Source organism: Nocardioides sp. 616 (assembly GCF_002930065.1).
Taxonomy (GTDB): domain Bacteria; phylum Actinomycetota; class Actinomycetes; order Propionibacteriales; family Nocardioidaceae; genus Nocardioides; species Nocardioides houyundeii.
Map to the genome: position 1 here is coordinate 357,738 of NZ_POAG01000017.1, position 17,287 is coordinate 375,024.

Here is a 17,287-nt window from a genome sequence, read left to right on the forward strand (position 1 = left end):
CTCTGATCCGTCATGGAATACGATAGCAGCGCGGCCAGCACCCTGGCGGACAAGCTCGCGGTAGAGATCGAGATGCTGCCGGAGGGCCGACGCGTGCCGTCGCAGCGCGTGCTGGTGCGCCGGTTCGGCGCGAGCGCCACCACGGTCGCCCAGGCGCTGCGACTGCTGACCCAGCGCGGACTGGTCGAGACGCATCCCGGCTCCGGGACGTTTCGCGCCCGGACCGGGCGCCCTGTCGCGTCGGGTGACACCTCCTGGCAGGAGGCCGCCCTCGAGCTCACCGAGGGACTCCGGGAAGGCGGGGGCACCCGCAGGTTCGGCGGTCCCGGCCTGGCCGACGTCCTCGACGCACACGGGCCCGACGTGATCGACCTCAACGGCGGCTACCTGCACCCCGAGCTCCAACCGTCCCAGCTGCTCCGAGCGGCGCTGACCAGGGCCGCCAAGCGGGTCGAGTCCTGGGAGCGGCCAGCGGCCGGCGGGATCCCGGAGCTGCGCGACTGGTTCGCCCGCGACATCGGCGGCGGGCTCGGACGCAGCGACGTCCTGGTGTGCGGCGCCGGCCAGGCTGCCCTGGCCACGACGATGCGGGCACTCGCCCAGCCGGGCGACCCGGTGGTCGTGGAAGCCCCCACGTATCCGGGCACCATGGCGGCCGCCCTCGCCGCGGGACTGAGGCCCGTCCCGGTCCCGCTCGATGCGGAGGGGATCGTCCCTCAGCACCTCGACGACGCGCTGGCCCGAGCGCGAGCGCGGGTCGTCGTCGTTCAACCCAGGTGGCACAACCCCACCGGCGTCTCAATGAGCCCGGGCCGGTGCGCCGAGGTACGCAGGATCGCCAAGGCGCATGACGCCTTCGTGGTCGAGGACGACTTCGTACGGCACCTGGACCACGCCGACGCGCCGGTGTCGAGCCCGCCGATGGTCGCCGACGACGCGGACGGCACCGTGATCCACATCCGATCCCTGACCAAGGCCACCTCGCCGAACCTCCGGATCGGGGCAATCGCGGCCCGTGGCCCCGTCGTCGACAGGCTGCGGGCCGCACTGCTGGTCGACACCATCCTCACCCCCGCTCCCCTGCAGCTCGCGGCGCTCGAGGTGGTGACCTCGTCGGGCTGGCGCCGGCACCTCACGACGCTGGGCGTGCAGCTGCAGGAGCGCCGCGAGATCGCGGCACGGGCCGCCGTGGACACGTTCGGCGAGGGCTGTCTGCCCACCGCGCCGCGCGGCGGCTACCACCTCTGGGTCGCCCTGCCGCGGCACGCTGACGGAGCGGCCCTGGCCCGCCGGGCGCTGACCCTGGGCGTCGCCGTCACTCCCGGGTCCAACTACTACCTGCCCGGCACCGAACCCCGTCCCAACCTGCGGCTGAGCTATGTGGCCACGCCCAGCGGTGCGGACCTCGAGACCGGGATCCGCCGCTTGCGCGACCTGCTCCCGCCCCCCTGAGGCTCACCCTGCCCGCTCCCCGCCGACCCGGCTACGCTCGAGCAGACGCCGACCGGCCCCATCCAGATCGTTTGTGAACGGAGCACCCCATGGCACGCACGATCGCCACCAACAACCGCGTCGACCTCGACGGGCTGCTCGAGTTCGTCCGTCCTCGGCACCGGATGCTGCTGATCACGCAGCGCGCGGACGGGACCCCGCAGGCCTCGCCGGTGACCGGCGGCGTGGACGACGCCGGCCGCCTGGTGATCTCCAGCTATCCCGAGCGCGCCAAGACCCGCAACGCACGACGGCGCCCCCAGGTCGACGTCGTGGTCGTCTCGGACGAGTGGAACGGCCCGTGGGTGCAGGTCTCCGGCACCTGCGAGGTCCTCGACGCCACGGCCGGCGAGGAGGCCCTGGACGCCTTCGTCGAGTACTTCCGCAACATCGCCGGGGAGCACTCCGACTGGGCGGAGTACCGTCAGGCCATGCTGGACCAGGGCAAGTCGCTGCTGCGCATCACGCCCACCAGGTGGGGTCCCGTGGCCACCGGCGGCTTCCCCGCGTCGTCGGCCTGAGCCGCACTCCGGGGCCACGACCGGACACTGGAGACCCGCGCGATGCGGATCACGATGGCCACCAGCGCCGGCCACGTGGGCCGGGAGAACGAGGACTTCGTCGGGGCGGTCCCCGGCGCCGCCGTGCTGGTCGATGGCGCCGGCATCCCGGGTTCTCAGCATCTCTGCCGGCACGGCGTGGCCTGGTACGCCCAGCTGCTCGGGGGCACCCTGCTCGGGCAGCTGGCGTCGCACGACTCCCCCACCCTCGCCGAGGCTCTCGCCGCCGCGATCGAGCACGTCGCCAGACAGCATCGCGACTCGTGCGACCTCGCCCACCCCAACAGTCCCCAGGCCACGGTCGCGGCCCTGCGTCTGAGAGGTCGACGTCCGCGCCGAGTGCACGACGCTCATGGACCGCCTGAGCCCAGGCACGCCCGAGTACGAGCACGCCCGCCGGGCGGCGGGCGCGGGGATGCGGCAGCGGCGCAACCAGCCAGGTGGCTACTGGGTCGCCAAGGAGGATCCACACGCCGCGTCCGAGGCCGTCACCGGGAGCGCGCCGGTGCACCAGCTGCGTGGGGCGGCCCTGCTCAGCAACGGCGCGAGCCGCCTGGTGGACCCCTACGGCCTGGCCCGATGGCCCGAGGCCGTGGCGCTAATGCGACGCGCGGACGGCCCCCAGGCGCTCGTCGGATGGGTCCGGCGGGCCGAGTCCGAGCCGGGCGCCGCCGAGAGGCTCCCCCGAGCAGACTCCCCGGACGACGCGACCGCGGCCTACTGGGCGAGGATGGGGGCATGACCGACCAACCGCGCTGGTTCACCCACGCCGACGAGGGCCACTCCCAGTGGTACGTCGAACGCTTCCGCACCATGGCCGCCGAGGGCGCCGACCTCGAGGGGGAGGCCAGGCTGGTGGACGCCATGGTCCCGCGCGGCTCCCGGATCCTGGACGCCGGCTGCGGCCCGGGCCGCATCGCGGGCGCCCTGCACCGCCGGGGGCACCACGTGGTGGGCGTGGACATCGACCCCGTGCTCATCGAGGCCGCCAAGGCTGACCACCCCGGGCCGACGTACCACGTGACGGACCTCGCGGAGCTGGACCTGGAGGAGGAGCCGTTCGACCTGGTGGTCTCCGCGGGCAACGTGATGGTGTTCCTCACCCCGGGCACCGAGCCGGCCGTGCTCGCCCGGTTGCGGGACCACGTGCGGCCCGGTGGCCGCATCGTCCTGGGGTTCCGCCGGGAGCCCGACATCTACCCCTACGACCGGCTCGACCGCGACGCGGCAGCGGTAGGGCTCACCGTCGAGCACCGGTTCGCCACCTGGGACCTCGAGCCGTTCACCGCCGACTCGGGTTTCGCCGTCACGGTGCTGCGGGTGCCCTGAGCCTCACTCCCCCAACCGGATGGTCCGCAGCCGCCGGGTGGCGTACCAGGTACCTCCCACCACCACGACGAGGAGCAGCACCACGGCGGTCGACAGGTCCACGGCCGACTCGATGCCGAGCCGGGTCGCCTCGTCGCCCAGCACGGACTCGGTGACCGCCAGCGCCCACTGCAGGATGCTCAGTGACTGGGCGCCAGGCACGATCTGCCCCACCAGGGACTCCCAGACCAGGGCGTAGACGAGTCCGAGCACCACCGCGTTGCGAGTCACCACCGAGAGCATCAGGAACAGGGCGCAGTAGGCCACGCCCCCCGCCAGGCTGCCGACGCCGAAGGCGAGCGCGACCCGCCCCAGCTCACCGGTGACCACCACGGCTCCCACCAGCACCGGCAACGCCCCCAGCACGGTGACGACCGCGACCGCGACCGCCAGCTTGGTGAGGATGATCGTGAAGCGGCTCAACGGCTTGGACAGCAGGTAGACGATCGAGCCGTCGTCGATCTCGGAGCCGATCGCGCCGGTGCCGGTGATCAGTCCCAGCAGCGGCAGCAGCACGGCCATCCCGAAGCCGGCCACCACGCCTTCGACGATCCCGGCGCGGGCGGAGGCGTCGTCGTCGAGCGAGGCGAAGACCCGCGCGAACACGCACAGGGCCAGCAGCACCCCCGGCAGCAGCACCAGGAGGAGAGCGCGCCGGCGCCCCAGCAGCGTGCGGGCGGTGAGCCTGGCGACGACCCGGTTCATCGCTCCACCAGGTAGGAGAAGACGCTCTCCAGGGACTCGTCGGAGGGACGGACCTCCAGCAGTCGCACTCCCTGTGCCGCGGCCAGCTCCGGCAACGCGTGCACGAAGGCAGCGTGGTCGGTGACCTGCACCGCCAGCTGCGCCCCGCCCTGACCGGTGCCCCCGGCAGCGGCGCCGTCACGGGACAGCTCCACCCCGGACACGCTGGGCTGCGTCATCAGTGCCGAGGCCAGCACCCGGTCGGAGTCGGAGCGGATCGTGTACTGGTGGGGCCGTTGCGTCATCAGCCGTCGGATCTCCCGGAAGTCGCCGGACGCCGCGTGCCGCCCGGAGACCATCACCTCGATGCGTCCCGCGATCTGCTCGACCTCCTCCAGGATGTGGGAGCTGAACAGCACTGTGCGCCCCTCGTCCCCCAGCCGGTCCAGCAGCTCCATGAGCTGGAGCCGCTGACGGGGGTCCATGCCGTTGAACGGCTCGTCGAGCAGCAGCACGGCCGGATCGTGCACCATCGCCGTGGCCATCTTGACCCGCTGCTTCATCCCCTTGGAGTAGGTGCGCATCTCCCGGTCCTGCGCCGGTGTCATCTCGACCGTCTCCAGCGCCCGCCGGGCGGCACCGTCGGGGTCGGGAAGCTTGTGCAGCTGGGCGTTGGCGAGCACGAACTCCCACCCCGTCAGCACGTCGTACATGTCCTCGCGCTCGGGCACCAGCCCCAGGTCGCGATAGATCTGCTCGTTGCGCCACACGGGCACGTCCCCCAGCGTCACCGATCCCGACGACGGCGCCAGGAACCCGCCCATCATGTGGATCAGGGTGGACTTGCCGGCGCCGTTGGGTCCCAGCAGCCCCGTCACGCCGGGCCCGATCCGCATGGTGACGTCGTTGACCGCGACCACGTTGCCGAACCAGCGCGACACCTGGTCGAGCACCAGCGCGGTCATGAGGTCGGCACCCGGCGGTAGCGCAGCAGCAGTGCGAGGTAGGCGCCCAGCACCAGGGTCACAGCCACGGCGGCGTAGACCAGCGTGCCGGTCAGACCGATGGACCAGCTCCCGGAGCCGTCGATCACCGCGCCCGCCAGCTCGTCGACCAGCGCCGGCGGCGAGATCAGCCCCGAGTAGTCGGCCAGCGCCGGCTCGTCGTACTCGGTGGCGATGCCCCGGATGGCGGACTGCACGCCGGAGAGCACCAGCAGCACCGTGATCACCGCGGCGACCCCGAGTCCCCGCCGTGGAGTGAGCGCTGCGATGAGCAGGGCCAGCCCGGAGAGCAGCACCGCGTAGCCCAGGCAGACCACCAGAGCCACGAGGAAGTCGGGCAGCTCGTCGGCAAGCGGCTGCTTGAGCAGCAGGGCGCCGACGAACAGGATCGTCACCGGGACGACGAGCAGCACCAGGACGGCGGCCACCATGGCGGCGAGCTTCGCCTGCACGTACGCCGCGCGTCCCAGTGGTCGGGCGAAGTACAGCGGGACCACCCGGAAGCGCAGGTCGCGGGAGACCAGCACCGGTGCCTGGCCGGCGACGAAGATGGCCACCACGACCTGGAACTCGAACGGGTACTCGCGGTAGGTCACCGGCAGCTCGTCGGCACGGATCATGCTGGTGACCACCACCATGACCACCGCCGGGAGGCACATCACCGCGAGCAGCAGCATCGGCATCACCTTGGACCTCGCGGACCTGCCCAGGCCGTAGGCGCCGCGCAGGCTGTCGAGGAAGAGGGATCGCTGGACGTAGCGCTCCCCCAGCCTCGGGCCGTCGTAGTGCCGGTAGCCGATGTCGTGGATGACGCCGGTGTGCTCACCGCCGTCCCCGGCGGGCGAGCCGGCATCAGCGCTCGGGACCACCGCTCACCTCCTCCGGGCCGGTGAACATCTCCGCCATCCGGTGCCGCCCGGGCTCCAGCCGCACGAGCCCGCACCCCAGCTCGACGGCGGCGTCCCTGATCCGGTCCAACACCGCCTCGTCGTCCAGCCTCACCTGGAGCAGGCGGCCGTCGCGCCCCACCTCGGTGCCACCGGCACGGAGCAGGTCGGCCAGGGGCCCCGGGTCGCCGTCCACCTCGACCAGCAGCACGCCGGTGGTGGTGGTGATGTCAGCCGTGCTCGAGTAGCGCAGCAGACGGCCGCCGTCGATGACCACCACGGTGTCGCACACGCGTTCCAGCTCGCCCAGCAGGTGGGAGGTCACCAGGACCGAGATGCCGAACTCGGTGCCCACCCGCCGGATCAGACCGAGCATCTCCTCCCGTCCCGCTGGGTCCAGCCCGTTGGTCGGCTCGTCCAACATCACCAGGTCGGGGTCGTGGACCAGCGCCTGGGCAAGCTTGACGCGCTGCCGCATCCCGGTGGAGTAGCCGCCCATCGGGCGGTAGCGCTCCTCGTAGAGGCCGACGTGCCGCAGCGTGTCCGCTGCGCGCTCGCGGGCCGCGGTGGTGGGCAGCCCGGACATCCGGCCCATGTGCACGACGAACTCGGTCGCCGAGACGTCCGGTGGCAGGCAGTCGTGCTCGGGCATGTAGCCAACGCGCTCCCGGATGGCCATCGGCTCGGTCGCGACGTCGAGGCCGAGGACCGCAGCCGATCCCGAGGTCGGCTCCGCCAGGCCGAGGAGCATCTTGAGCAGCGTGGACTTGCCGGCACCGTTGGCGCCGACCAGGCCCACGATGCCGGGAACGATGTCGACGCTCAGGTCCTCGACGGCCGTGACCGCGCCGTACCGCTTGGTGAGTCGATCCGCGCTGATCAACGTCATCCGCCGCTCCCACCTCCGGGGCTCGTGCCCGCCAGGACAGTCTGACCTCCTGGTGCCGGAGCCGCAACGGCGCCGCGGCAACGTCCGCGGCCACCTTCGCCTCGCCCTGGGGTCGGCGCGCTGCCGCGTCGTGCGAGGCTTGGTCCGTGACCCTGCGTATCGCCTTCACCCCCGGCGCGACTCCCGACAAGTGGGCTCGGGCCTGGCGGGACCGCCGTTCGGAGTCCCTGGAGCTGCTCCCGATCGAAGAGTCCGAGCAGCGCTCGGTGCTCGACCAGGGACGGGCTGACATGGTGCTGGCCCGGCTGCCTGTCGAGGGCGACGACCTGTTCTGCATCCCGCTCTACGAGGAGCTGCCCGTCGTCGTGGTGGGGTTGGAGCACCCGCTGTCGGTCTACGACGAGATCTCGGTGGCCGACCTGGCAGACGAGCAGTTCGTGCTGGGCGTCCCGGCCGAGGTCTCGGCCTCCTCCCCCCAGCTCGACTTCCCCCCGATGAGCGCCCGGGACGCCATCGAGGTGGCTGCCAGTGGCACCGGCGTGGTCGTCGTGCCCCTGTCCGTGGCGCGGCTGCACCACCGCAAGGACGTGGTCCACAAGGTCGTCACCGACCTGCCCACGACCCGCATCGGCCTGGTATGGCTCAAGGACGCCGACGACGACCGCACCCAGGCCTTCGTGGGCGTGGTCCGCGGCCGCACCGCCCGCAGCTCGCGGGAGTGACCTGAGCTGGGAGTCGCCTCAGGAACGTGCCGTGACCGAGTGCCGCACCGCCAGGGTCTTGCGGATGCTCTCCTCGTCGAAGGGCTCCCCGAGCCACTCGAAGAGTCCTCGTAGCGCGCCCGGGTCGTCCTGGTAGTCGTCGTAGTGCACCCGGTACGCCGCCTCGCCGAGGTCGTCGGCCACGGCCAGCATCCGCTCCTCGATGACCTCCAGACGACCCAGGGCGTCGTCCTTGTGGCGCCAGAAGGCGCTGGCCGCGACGTCGGGGAGGTTCCGGGTGTTGACCACGAAGCGAGCGCCGGGGAACACCTGCCGCAGGAAGTCGACGTAGTTCGCGAGGTCGGTGTCGTACCAGCGGATCTCCTTGAACCCCGCCACCCTCGTGCGGCGCTGCGGCCGCAGCAGGGTCTCGAGCACCAGCCGACGGATGTCGCGCAGGGAGGCCTCCTCGTCGAAGCCATGGATGCCGAACCAGGGGTGTGTCGACTCCCGCGCGTTCTGCGGGTTGACCCGAGCCCGCTCCACCAGCCCGCTGCGGTGGAACTCGTAGAGGTGCCGCAGGGCGTGCCGGTTCTCCCCGCGGATGAGGTAGCCCGGGATGGAGTTGAGCAGCCCCATCAGCAGCGTGGACCCGGAGCGTCCGTAGGTCATCACGAAGACGAACTCCAGCTCGTCACCCGCGACCCCACGCCTCGTCCACCGCACGGGAGGAGATTCTAGCCTTCGTCGCGGAGCAGCTGGTCCAGCCATCGCCCGAGCTCACGGGCGCTCGCCTCGACCATGGCCGGCCAGTCGTTCGCCGAGGAGTCGGCGTTGTCGGACACGTGCTTGACCAACCTGGCCGGGACCCCGAACTGGGCCGCCGTCCAGGCGACGGCATAGCCCTCCATGTCGACCAGGTGGGCGCGTCGGGCCAGGTCCGCGCGCACGACCGGGTCATTGACGAAGACGTCGCCGGTGGCCAGCACCATCTCGCCCGCCCCCACGACCAGACACTCCTGGGGGTCGTAGCCCAGCGCCCGGACCGCGGCGGCGCTGATGTCGTGGTTGAGGACCACGCCCGGCTCGAAGAGACCGGACAGGTCGTCGCGCAGGGCCCCCGCAGTGCCCACGTTGACCACCGTCAGGTCGCTGAGGTCGACCATCTGCGCGAGCGCCCGCGCCGTGCCGGCCGCCGCGGCGGTCTTCCCCAGACCGGTGATGACCAGCGGCAGGTCCGGCGGCACGTACGCCGCCTCCGCGGCCGTGGCCGCGACGACCAGCAATCGCTGCCGGCTCACCAGCTGCTCGTCAGCGGACGACCCTCGTGGAACCCCGCGGCGGACTGGATCCCCACCACGGCGCGTTCGTGCAGCTCCTCCACCGAGCGCGCGCCGGCATAGGTGCAGGCGGAGCGGACGCCGCTGCAGATCTCGTCGATCAGGTCCTCCACGCCCGGCCTGGCGGGATCGAGGTACATCCGCGAGGACGAGATCCCTTCCTCGTACAGCCCCTTGCGGGCCCGGTCGTACGCCGACTCCCCCGCGGTCCGGTTGGCCACCGCCCGCGCGGAGGCCATGCCGAACGACTGCTTGTAGGCCCGTCCCTCCGCGTCCTGCATCAGGTCCCCGGGGGACTCGTGCGTGCCGGCGAACCAGGAGCCGACCATGGCGGCGGACGCGCCGGCCGCCAGTGCCAGGGCCACGTCGCGGGGATGGCGGATCCCGCCGTCGGCCCAGACGTGCTTGCCCTTGGCGCGCGCTGCTGCGGCGCACTCGAGCACCGCGGAGAACTGGGGCCGGCCGACCCCGGTCATCATCCTGGTCGTGCACATCGCGCCGGGCCCGACGCCTACCTTAACGATGTCGGCGCCGGCCTGGACGAGGTCCTCGGTGCCCGCGGCCGAGACCACGTTGCCGGCCACCAGCGGCACACCAGGGTCGAGCGCGCGCACCGAGCGCAGCGCCTCCAGCATCCGCTCCTGGTGCCCGTGCGCGGTGTCGAGCACGAGGCAGTCGACGCCGGCCGCCAGCAGCTCCTTGGCACGGGAGACCACGTCGGTGCCGATGCCCACGGCGGCGGCGACCAGCAGTCCGCCGGACCCGTCCTGCGCCGGGCTGTAGAGCGTGGCGCGCAGCGCGCCCTGCCGGGTCAGCACCCCGACCAGCTCGCCCGCCTCGTCCACGGCGACCGCGAGCGGGGCACGCGCGGCGTCGAGACGCTCGAACGCGGTGCGCGGGTCGGTGCTGGCCGCGATCAGCACCAGGTCGGTGCTCATCACGTCCTTGACCTGGGCGAAGCGGTCGACCTCGGCGCAGTCGGACTCCGCCACCAGGCCCACGGGGCGGCGGCCCTGGAGCACCACCGCGGCCCGGTGGGCGCGCTTGGGGATCAAGGAGAGCGCCTCCCCCACGGTCTGGTGGGGGGCGAGCTCGATGGGGGTGTCGAAGACGTGGTGCCGAGCCTTGACCCAGCCGACCACCTCCGAGACCACGGGGATCGGGATGTCCTGCGGGAACACGGTCAGCCCGCCGCGGCGGGCCACCGTCTCCGCCATCCGCCGGCCCGCGATGGCCGTCATGTTCGAGACCACCAGGGGCAGGGTGGCGCCCGTGCCGTCTGCGGTGGCGAGGTCCACGTCGTACCTGCTCGCGACGTCGGAGTGTCGCGGTACCATGAAGACGTCGTCGTAGGTGAGGTCCTGTGCCGGGTACTGGTCGTTGAGGAATCGCACAGCCTGCAACCTACCCGGAGCTCGGGCACCTCCTAGGCTGATGCCCGTGCAGCTGATCCCCGGCGAGGACCTAACCGCCCACGTGCGCGGGGCCTTCGTCGCCGCATTCGGCCACCTGCCAGAGGCCATGGCCAAGGCGCCCGGCCGGGTGAACCTGATCGGCGAGCACACCGACTACCACGGCGGGCTCTGCCTGCCGATCGCGCTCCCGCACGCCACCTGGGCAGCCGTCCGTGGCCGCGACGACACGGCGGTGCGCCTGGTCAGCACCTGGGGCGGAGAGTGGCACGGCACCCTGGCCGAGCGCCCGGAGGGCTGGGCCTCCTACATCCTGGGCGCCCTGCGCGCCACCGGTCATCGCGGCGGTCTGGAGGTCCTGGTGGACAGCACCGTCCCGGTGGGGGCGGGCCTCTCCAGCTCCGCAGCGCTGATCTGCGCGGTGGCCCTCGCCACCTCCTCGGCGCCGGTGGAGGAGCTGGTGGCGCCCTGCGTCCGGGCCGAGTCCGAGGAGGTCGGCGCCCCCACGGGAGGTCTGGACCAGACCGTCGCCCTGCTCGGCGCTGCGGGCCACGCCTTGCTCCTGGACTTCGCCTCCGCCGCCAGGCAGCAGGTGCCCTGGGAGCCCGGGCGAGCCGGTCTGGAGCTGCTGGTCGTGGACACCCGCACCCGGCACGAGCACGCGGCCGGGGGCTATGCGGACCGGCGCCGGGAGAGCGAGGAGGCGCTGGCTGCGGAGGCCGACGAGCTCTCCCCGCTGCACCGCCGCAGGCGCCGCCACGTGGTCTCGGAGAACGCCCGGGTCTCCGCCTTGGTGGCCGCCCTCCACGGTGGCGACTGGCCCCGGGTCGGCGCCCTGATGACCGCCTCGCACGAGAGCCTGCGCCACGACTTCGAGGTCTCCTGCGCCGAGCTCGACGCGGTGGTCGACACCGCCTTGGCCCACGGCGCGCTGGGCGCCCGGATGACCGGCGGCGGGTTCGGCGGCTGTGCGATCGTGCTGTCCCCCGTCGGGATGCGGGACACCGTGCTGACCGAGATCTCTTCGGCGTACGCCGCACGTGGCTGGCCGCAGCCCGCCGCGCTGCTGGCTACGGCGTCGGCGCCGGCGACCCGGCTGTGACGTCGTCGGTCAGTGCCGCGATCGCCGCCCAGGTGCGGTCGACGTCCTGCTGCGTGGTGCGCCAGCCGCCGACGGCCAGGCGCATCGCGGCGAGTCCCGCAACCCGGGTGTGGCTCAGGTAGGCGATGCCGCCCTCGTTGAGGGACTCCATCACGGCCAGGGTCGCCTCGTCGCCGGCCCGCAGCCGGAACACCACCAGTCCCAGCACGGGTTCGGTGACCAGCTCGAACCGTTCGTCGGCGCTCACCCGGTCAGCGAACCGCCGGGCGAGCTCCACGCCGGAGCGGATGTGCTGCTGCAGCCCGGTGATGCCGTAGGTGCGCAGCACGGCCCAGAGCTTGACCGCGCGGAAGCGTCGCCCCAGCTGGGGGTGCCAGTCGCGCAGGTCGACCACCGCCCCGGAGTCGGTCGCGGGGTTGCGCAGGTATTCAGGAAGCAGCGACAGCGCCCCCAGCAGCTGGGTGCGGTCGCGCACCCAGAAGGCGCTGCAGTCGAAGGTGGTGAGCAGCCACTTGTGAGGGTTCGTGACGAAGGAGTCCGCATGCTCGGCCACTCCCGCGGTGGCGTCCCGGTGCTCGGGACACACCGCGGCCACGCCGGCCCAGGCGGCATCGACGTGCAGCCACAGGCCGTGCTCGCGGGCCACCACCCCGATGGCAGCGACGTCGTCGAGGGCACCGGTCGAGGTGGTGCCGGCTGCGGCCTGCACGAGCACCGGCCGCAGCCCGGCAGCGACGTCGGACTCCACGGCCTCGCGGAACGCGGCGACGTCCATCGCCTGGGTGCGCGGATCGACCGGGACGACGCGGAGCGCCTGCTCCCCCAGCCCGCTCATGATCACTGCCTTGTCCAGGGAGGAGTGAGCCTGGCTGGAGGCATAGACGCGCAGGTCGCTCGTCACCCCCTCAGCACGGGCCCGGCCGCCGGTGACTCGGTGCAGGGCGCAGATCAGGGCGGTGAAGGTGGCGGTGGACGCGGTGTCCTGGATGACGCCACCTCCCGGTCCGCTCGAGCAGAACTCCTCCGGCAGTCCCAACGCGCGAGCGAGCCAGTCCAGCACCACCTGCTCGACCTCGGTCAGGGCCGGGCTGGTGGCCCAGAGCATCCCCTGGGCGCCCAGCCCCGAGGAGATGAGGTCACCGAGGACCGCCGCGGGAGAGCTGTTGGCCGGGAAGTAGGCGAAGAACCGTGGGTGCTGCCAGTGCGTGATCCCGGGCAGGACCACCCGGTCAAGGTCGGCCAGCAGCGCGCCGAAAGGCTCGGGGTCCTCCGGCGCCCGGTCCGGGAGCAGCGCGGCGATCTGGCCCGGCGCCACCTGGGATCGCACCGGCAGGTCGTCCAGCCGGTCCCAGTAGTCCGCGATCCAGTCGATCACCGCGTGGCCCTGCTGCCGGAACTCCTCGGGGGTCATGTGTGCGCCGGACATGGGTGCCAACCTAGACGCAGCTCCCGATCAGGGGGCGGTGCGCTGGGGGGGACGCAGACCTGTGTCCCGCAGCTCCAGCTCGGCGAGCCGGCGTACCACCTCCGGCTCGTTGCGTCGCCAGGCGCCCGCCGGGTCGTCGCTGATCCTGCCCAGCACGTGCATCGGCTGACGCGCCAGGGCCCGGAGCGCGAAGAGGTCGAGGTCGTAGCCGGAGTCGATGAAGCGAGCCCCCGCGGTGGCCTCCCGGACGAAGCGCCAGCGCAGCGGCAGGTAGAACGCGGCGACCACCAGGATGGGGATCGCGGCGAGGGACAGGCCCAGCCAGAAGGCCAGCCGCTCCACGGCGCTGACGGTGGACCTCCCGGCGCCGGCCAGGTCGTCCGAGGCGGCCGCGGCCCGGTCGAACGGGTCCGCCACCTCGTCCCCGACCAAGGGGATGTCGTCGAGCCGACCGCCGGCGTCCCGGAGCCCCGAGGCGATCCCGGAGGCGGACTCGGCGGTCTGGCGGCCAGGCTCGGCCAGCGCCATGGTGCCGTCGTGGACGGCCATGCCGACCCATACCCAGGTGAGGAACCATCCGAGGACGAGCAGGTCCCCGACCAGCTGACGAGTACGACGTCCGGCGGTGTCGGCATAGATCTTCATGCGCCCCATCCGACCAGTTCCCGCCGCCCCTGGCGAGCGGCACCCCCATCACTGGGCCTGCGTACTCACTCCGGATTGCGTAGCCGCCCGGATCCCGGGCCCGAGCCACCGGGAGAGTCTTGGCGGCATGAGCAATCCATCCACTGCCCGCAACACCAACGCCTTCTTCCTTCAGGCCGGCATCTCCTTCGGAGTCGCCCTCCTGACGATGATCGTCGGCATCCTCTACCTGCCGGTCGATCCCTGGGTCCGCGCCTTCCTCGGCATGGGCACCGTCTTCCTCACGACCTCCTGCTTCACGCTCGCCAAGTGCGTGCGGGACGCACAGGAGACCCAGAGCGTGGTGAGTCGTCTCGACCAGGCTCGGGTGGAGAAGATCCTGGCCGACCACGACCCGTTCAACGCCGTCGCCTGAGCGGCCCCAGGTCGCCCGGCCGCTGGTGCAGCCCAGCGGCCGAGCGCCACGCGTGCGGAGCTACTTCAGCTCGGCGCTGGAGAGGCCGAGAACGCGGCGGGCCACGATGAGCTGCTGGATCTGCTGGGTGCCCTCGAAGATGTCGAGGATCTTGGAGTCCCGTCCCCACTTCTCCAGCAGCTCGGTCTCGCTGTAGCCCAGCGTGCCGGCGAGCTCGACGCAGGAGAGAGTGATGTCGGAGCCCACTCGGCCCGCCTTGGCCTTGGACATCGAGGCCTCGAGCGAGTTGGGCTTCTTGTTGTCCGCCATCCAGGCGGCCTGCAGCGCCAGCATCTGGGCACCCTCGAGGTCGGCCTCCATCTGGAGGAACTTCGCCGCGGCGGCGCTCTGCACCAGCGCGGGCCGGTCGTAGTCGATGACGACCCCGGCCTGCTCCAACAGGTCCCGGGTCAGGTCCAGGGCCGCGCGGGCGCACCCGATGGCCATCGCCGCCACCAGGGGGCGAGTGTTGTCGAAGGTCGCCATGGCGCCCCCGAACCCGGCCTTCACGTCGATGTCCGGAGAGCCGAGCAGGTTCTCCGCGGGAACGCGACAGTCGGTGAAGGTGATCACCGCGGTGTCGGAGGCGCGGATGCCGAGCTTGTGCTCGAGCCGCTCCACCTTCATGCCGGGCGTGCCCTTCTCCACCACGAAGGACTTGATGGCGGCCCGGCCCAGGGACTTGTCCAGCGAGGCCCACACCACGACGGCGTCGGCTCGCTCCCCGGCGGTGACGAAGATCTTCTCGCCGTTGATGACGTAGTGGTCCCCGTCCAGGATGGCGGTGGTGGTCAGCGCTGCGGAGTCGGAGCCCATCCCGGGTTCGGTGATCGCCATCGCCGCCCAGGTCCCCTTGAGGCGCTGCTGCTGCTCGGCGTCGGCGACCGAGGCGATCGCCGCGTTGCCCAGCCCCTGGCGGGGCATGCTCAGCAGCAGGGCGGTGTCGCCCCAGCACATCTCCGCGACCGAGAGGATCGAGGCGATGTTGGCGCCGTTGCGCACCGAGCCGTCGTCGGACTTCCGCTCCTTGATCACCGGGGCAGCCCCGGCGCCCTCGGCGGTGCCGGACTCCGACAGGCCGTCGATCATCGCGGCCAGCATGTCGAGCTCCTTGGGGTAGGAGTGCTCGGCGCGGTCGTACTTGCGGGAGATGGGCCGCAGCATGTTCATCGCGACCTGATGTGCCTGGTCGACCAGAGTGCGGTGCTTCTTGGGCGTCTCGAGATTGATCATGTCGTGTGCCCCGTCCTCAGACGAGGACGCCTCCTTCCATCACGCCCAGGGCCCGGAGGTCGCGGTACCACCGCTCCACGGGGTGCTCCTTGACGAAGCCGTGTCCCCCGAGCAGCTGGACGCCGTCGAGGCCGATCTGCATGCCCTTGTCCGCGCAGAGGCGTCGAGCCAGCGCCACCTCCCGGGCGAAGTCCTTGCCCTGCGCGGCTCGCGCCGCCGCCTTCCAGGTGACCAGACGCATCGCCTGGAGCTCGATCGCGATGTTGGCGACCATGAACGCCACCGACTGGCGGTGCGCCACCGGTTCGCCGAAGGCCTCCCGCTCCTTCACGTAGGGGGTGACGTAGTCGAGCACCGCCTGTCCGGTGCCGACCGCCAGGGCGCACCAGGCGAGCCGGGACAGGCGCAGGCACTCGGTGTACGACGACCCGTCGGCCTCGCCGAGCAGCTGGGCGGGGGTCTCGTCGAGGGTGAGCCGCGTCAGCCCAGCGGCCCGCACTCCCATCGAGGGATCCGCCTCGACGCGCAGCCCTGCTGCCGTGGACTCCACCAGGAAGAGGGCGGGAGCGCCCTCGAGCATGGCGCCCACGACGAAGAGCTCGGCCTCGGCACCGCGCACCACGGCCGACTTGCAGCCCGTCAGCGTGTAGCCGTCCTGGGTCGGCGTGGCTGCGGTCGCCGGGGCGAGGGCGTCGTAGAGCACCGTCGGCTCGGCGAGGGCGAGGGCCGCCGCGGGAACGTCGTCGCCCGTGAAGGCCGGCAGGTAGGTCTGCTGCTGCTCGTCGTCGCCCCACAGCGAGATGGCGGTGGCGACCGCACCCGGCGCCAGGGTCGCGACAGCGAGACCCATGTCTCCGTGGGCCAGCGCCTCTGCCACGAGCGCGCCCGCCACCGCGGAGCGCTCCTCGAAGATCCCACCGAGGGCCTCCGGGACACCCAGGGTGGGCAGACCGATCTCCAGGCTCGACCTCAGCACGTCCTCGGGGGCGGCACAGGTCTCGTTGGACTCGCCGGCGGCCGGCCGCAGCACCTCGGCGGCGAGCTCCCGCACCACGTCGACGAGCATCTGCTCGTCCTCGGTCGGGGTGAGGTCGAAGACCTCCCCCGGGCGAGCGGTCGCCACCCGGACGCCGTCCTGCTTCTTGCCCCGACGGGCGAAGGTCCGTCCCGCGGCGGCCGCGACCTGGAAACCGTTGCGGGTGGCGGTGTAGACCGCCTGCTCGGTCGTCCGGCGAAGGCCGACGCGGTCCAGCAGGTCGCTCTGGGCCAGCCGGTTGAGCGCGGCGACGGCATATCCGATGGGGGCGCGGGTCTCCCAGGAGGCGAGCCCGTGCTTGCCCCGGGAGGTGAGGCCGGTGATGGTTGCCATGCGCCATAATGTAACTCGCAGTTACACAAACTGCCACGGTGCGGTGTGTGATGCAGGTCACATCATGCCTCTCCGTAGGATCGTGGCATGGCAGAGACCGTCCGCGCGCCCTACGGCCCCCTCCCCGAGGGGGGCACCGTCCGCCCGATCACGCGCTGGGGTACGCCGGTGATGCACCGGCCCCAGCAGCGGGTCACCGAGTTCGACGCAGCCCTCCGGGCCCTCGCGGCCGACATGGTGGCCACCATGTACGCCGCTGACGGTGTGGGACTGGCCGCCTGCCAGATCGGTGAGGACGTCGCCATGTTCGTCTTCGACTGCCCCGACGAGCGCGGCGTGCGCACGGTCGGCGTGGTCTGCAACCCCGCCGTCACCCTGCCGGACCTCAAGGACCGGCACCTCGACGAGGACGACGAGGGATGCCTCTCGTTCCCCGGCGCGTTCGTGGAGTGCGCCCGGCCCGACTGGGCCCGGGTCGACGGGGTGGGGCTCGACGGTGAGCCGGTGTCGTTCGAGGGCGACGGACTGCTGGCCAGGTGCCTGCAGCACGAGACCGACCACACCCTGGGGATGGTCTTCGGGGACCGCCTCGCCAACCGCCAGCGGAAGAAGCTCAACAAGGCCCACCAGGCCGCCGCGTCCGACTACCCGCTGGAGTGGCCGGCCACCGGAGCCTCCGCGGGCTAGGACTCCTCCCCAGATTCCGCAATACCCAGCGGGGG

The 17,287-nt window shown here is 72.2% G+C and carries 19 protein-coding genes; 8 read left to right on the forward strand and 11 right to left on the reverse strand.

All coding sequences use genetic code 11. The features are described 5' to 3' along the window. Positions 1 to 12: 12 nt before the first annotated feature. From C5H89_RS08105 to C5H89_RS08120, 4 genes are all read left to right on the forward strand, one after another. Positions 13 to 1,452: a PLP-dependent aminotransferase family protein gene (locus C5H89_RS08105; RefSeq protein ID WP_104106502.1), complete on the forward strand. Its 1,440-nt coding sequence runs from the start codon at positions 13 to 15 to the stop codon at positions 1,450 to 1,452. A gap of 89 nt (positions 1,453 to 1,541) precedes the next feature. Next, positions 1,542 to 2,012, forward strand: a complete 471-nt coding sequence (locus C5H89_RS08110) for a PPOX class F420-dependent oxidoreductase (protein WP_104106503.1) — start codon at positions 1,542 to 1,544, stop codon at positions 2,010 to 2,012. A gap of 391 nt (positions 2,013 to 2,403) precedes the next feature. Then, the gene (locus tag C5H89_RS08115; protein WP_104106504.1) at positions 2,404 to 2,793 is read left to right on the forward strand and encodes a hypothetical protein; all 390 of its coding nucleotides are present in this window, start codon (positions 2,404 to 2,406) and stop codon (positions 2,791 to 2,793) included. Beyond that, positions 2,790 to 3,380, forward strand: coding sequence for a class I SAM-dependent methyltransferase (locus C5H89_RS08120; RefSeq protein WP_104106505.1), 591 nt, complete (start codon positions 2,790 to 2,792; stop codon positions 3,378 to 3,380). The genes C5H89_RS08115 and C5H89_RS08120 overlap by 4 nt, the downstream gene beginning before the upstream one ends. 3 nt (positions 3,381 to 3,383) lie before the next feature. On the opposite strand, the gene C5H89_RS08125 is transcribed toward C5H89_RS08120, so the two are convergent. The 4 genes from C5H89_RS08125 to C5H89_RS08140 are packed head-to-tail and all read right to left on the reverse strand — an operon-like array spanning position 3,384 to position 6,883. After that, the gene (locus C5H89_RS08125; protein ID WP_104106506.1) at positions 3,384 to 4,124 is read right to left on the reverse strand and encodes an ABC transporter permease subunit; all 741 of its coding nucleotides are present in this window, start codon (positions 4,122 to 4,124) and stop codon (positions 3,384 to 3,386) included. Continuing rightward, positions 4,121 to 5,068: an ABC transporter ATP-binding protein gene (locus C5H89_RS08130; RefSeq protein ID WP_104106507.1), complete on the reverse strand. Its 948-nt coding sequence runs from the start codon at positions 5,066 to 5,068 to the stop codon at positions 4,121 to 4,123. The genes C5H89_RS08125 and C5H89_RS08130 overlap by 4 nt, the downstream gene beginning before the upstream one ends. After that, a complete protein-coding gene (locus tag C5H89_RS08135; RefSeq protein ID WP_205304925.1) occupies positions 5,065 to 5,976 on the reverse strand; it encodes an ABC transporter permease subunit in 912 nt (303 codons plus the stop codon). The genes C5H89_RS08130 and C5H89_RS08135 overlap by 4 nt, the downstream gene beginning before the upstream one ends. Next, positions 5,960 to 6,883, reverse strand: a complete 924-nt coding sequence (locus C5H89_RS08140; protein WP_104106508.1) for an ABC transporter ATP-binding protein — start codon at positions 6,881 to 6,883, stop codon at positions 5,960 to 5,962. Before C5H89_RS08140 ends, C5H89_RS08135 begins: the two co-directional genes overlap by 17 nt. A gap of 146 nt (positions 6,884 to 7,029) precedes the next feature. Between C5H89_RS08140 and C5H89_RS08145 the strand changes: the two genes are divergently transcribed. Beyond that, the gene (locus C5H89_RS08145; protein ID WP_104106509.1) at positions 7,030 to 7,605 is read left to right on the forward strand and encodes a LysR substrate-binding domain-containing protein; all 576 of its coding nucleotides are present in this window, start codon (positions 7,030 to 7,032) and stop codon (positions 7,603 to 7,605) included. A gap of 18 nt (positions 7,606 to 7,623) precedes the next feature. Here the strand turns inward: C5H89_RS08145 and C5H89_RS08150 are convergent, their stop codons facing one another. The 3 genes from C5H89_RS08150 to C5H89_RS08160 are packed head-to-tail and all read right to left on the reverse strand — an operon-like array spanning position 7,624 to position 10,318. After that, a complete protein-coding gene (locus C5H89_RS08150) occupies positions 7,624 to 8,310 on the reverse strand; it encodes a sulfotransferase (RefSeq protein ID WP_162799284.1) in 687 nt (228 codons plus the stop codon). Positions 8,311 to 8,321: 11 nt separating this feature from the next. Further along, complete coding sequence (locus C5H89_RS08155) at positions 8,322 to 8,885, reverse strand: nucleosidase (RefSeq protein WP_104106511.1); 564 nt, start codon at positions 8,883 to 8,885, stop codon at positions 8,322 to 8,324. Further along, a complete protein-coding gene (locus C5H89_RS08160; protein ID WP_205304926.1) occupies positions 8,882 to 10,318 on the reverse strand; it encodes a GuaB1 family IMP dehydrogenase-related protein in 1,437 nt (478 codons plus the stop codon). The genes C5H89_RS08155 and C5H89_RS08160 overlap by 4 nt, the downstream gene beginning before the upstream one ends. A gap of 46 nt (positions 10,319 to 10,364) precedes the next feature. Between C5H89_RS08160 and C5H89_RS08165 the strand changes: the two genes are divergently transcribed. Beyond that, a complete protein-coding gene (locus C5H89_RS08165; protein ID WP_240181767.1) occupies positions 10,365 to 11,438 on the forward strand; it encodes a galactokinase family protein in 1,074 nt (357 codons plus the stop codon). On the opposite strand, the gene C5H89_RS08170 is transcribed toward C5H89_RS08165, so the two are convergent. Continuing rightward, the gene (locus C5H89_RS08170) at positions 11,407 to 12,864 is read right to left on the reverse strand and encodes a pyridoxal-dependent decarboxylase (protein WP_205304927.1); all 1,458 of its coding nucleotides are present in this window, start codon (positions 12,862 to 12,864) and stop codon (positions 11,407 to 11,409) included. The two genes, C5H89_RS08165 and C5H89_RS08170, sit on opposite strands and share 32 nt — an antisense overlap. A gap of 27 nt (positions 12,865 to 12,891) precedes the next feature. Further along, positions 12,892 to 13,509, reverse strand: a complete 618-nt coding sequence (locus tag C5H89_RS08175; protein ID WP_104106515.1) for a hypothetical protein — start codon at positions 13,507 to 13,509, stop codon at positions 12,892 to 12,894. Positions 13,510 to 13,636: 127 nt separating this feature from the next. On the opposite strand from C5H89_RS08175, the gene C5H89_RS08180 reads away from it, so the two are divergent. Beyond that, a complete protein-coding gene (locus C5H89_RS08180) occupies positions 13,637 to 13,924 on the forward strand; it encodes a YiaA/YiaB family inner membrane protein (RefSeq protein WP_104106516.1) in 288 nt (95 codons plus the stop codon). Between the two features lie 60 nt (positions 13,925 to 13,984). Here the strand turns inward: C5H89_RS08180 and C5H89_RS08185 are convergent, their stop codons facing one another. Both C5H89_RS08185 and C5H89_RS08190 read right to left on the reverse strand, forming a co-directional pair. Then, positions 13,985 to 15,196 (reverse strand): acyl-CoA dehydrogenase family protein, encoded by a 1,212-nt coding sequence (locus C5H89_RS08185; protein ID WP_104106517.1) that lies wholly within the window; start codon positions 15,194 to 15,196, stop codon positions 13,985 to 13,987. Between the two features lie 16 nt (positions 15,197 to 15,212). Continuing rightward, positions 15,213 to 16,565, reverse strand: a complete 1,353-nt coding sequence (locus C5H89_RS08190; RefSeq protein WP_104106518.1) for an acyl-CoA dehydrogenase family protein — start codon at positions 16,563 to 16,565, stop codon at positions 15,213 to 15,215. Between the two features lie 87 nt (positions 16,566 to 16,652). Between C5H89_RS08190 and def the strand changes: the two genes are divergently transcribed. Continuing rightward, entirely contained in the window at positions 16,653 to 17,252 is a 600-nt protein-coding gene (gene def, locus C5H89_RS08195) for a peptide deformylase (protein ID WP_104106519.1), read from the forward strand. The last annotated feature ends 35 nt before the right edge of the window (positions 17,253 to 17,287 follow it).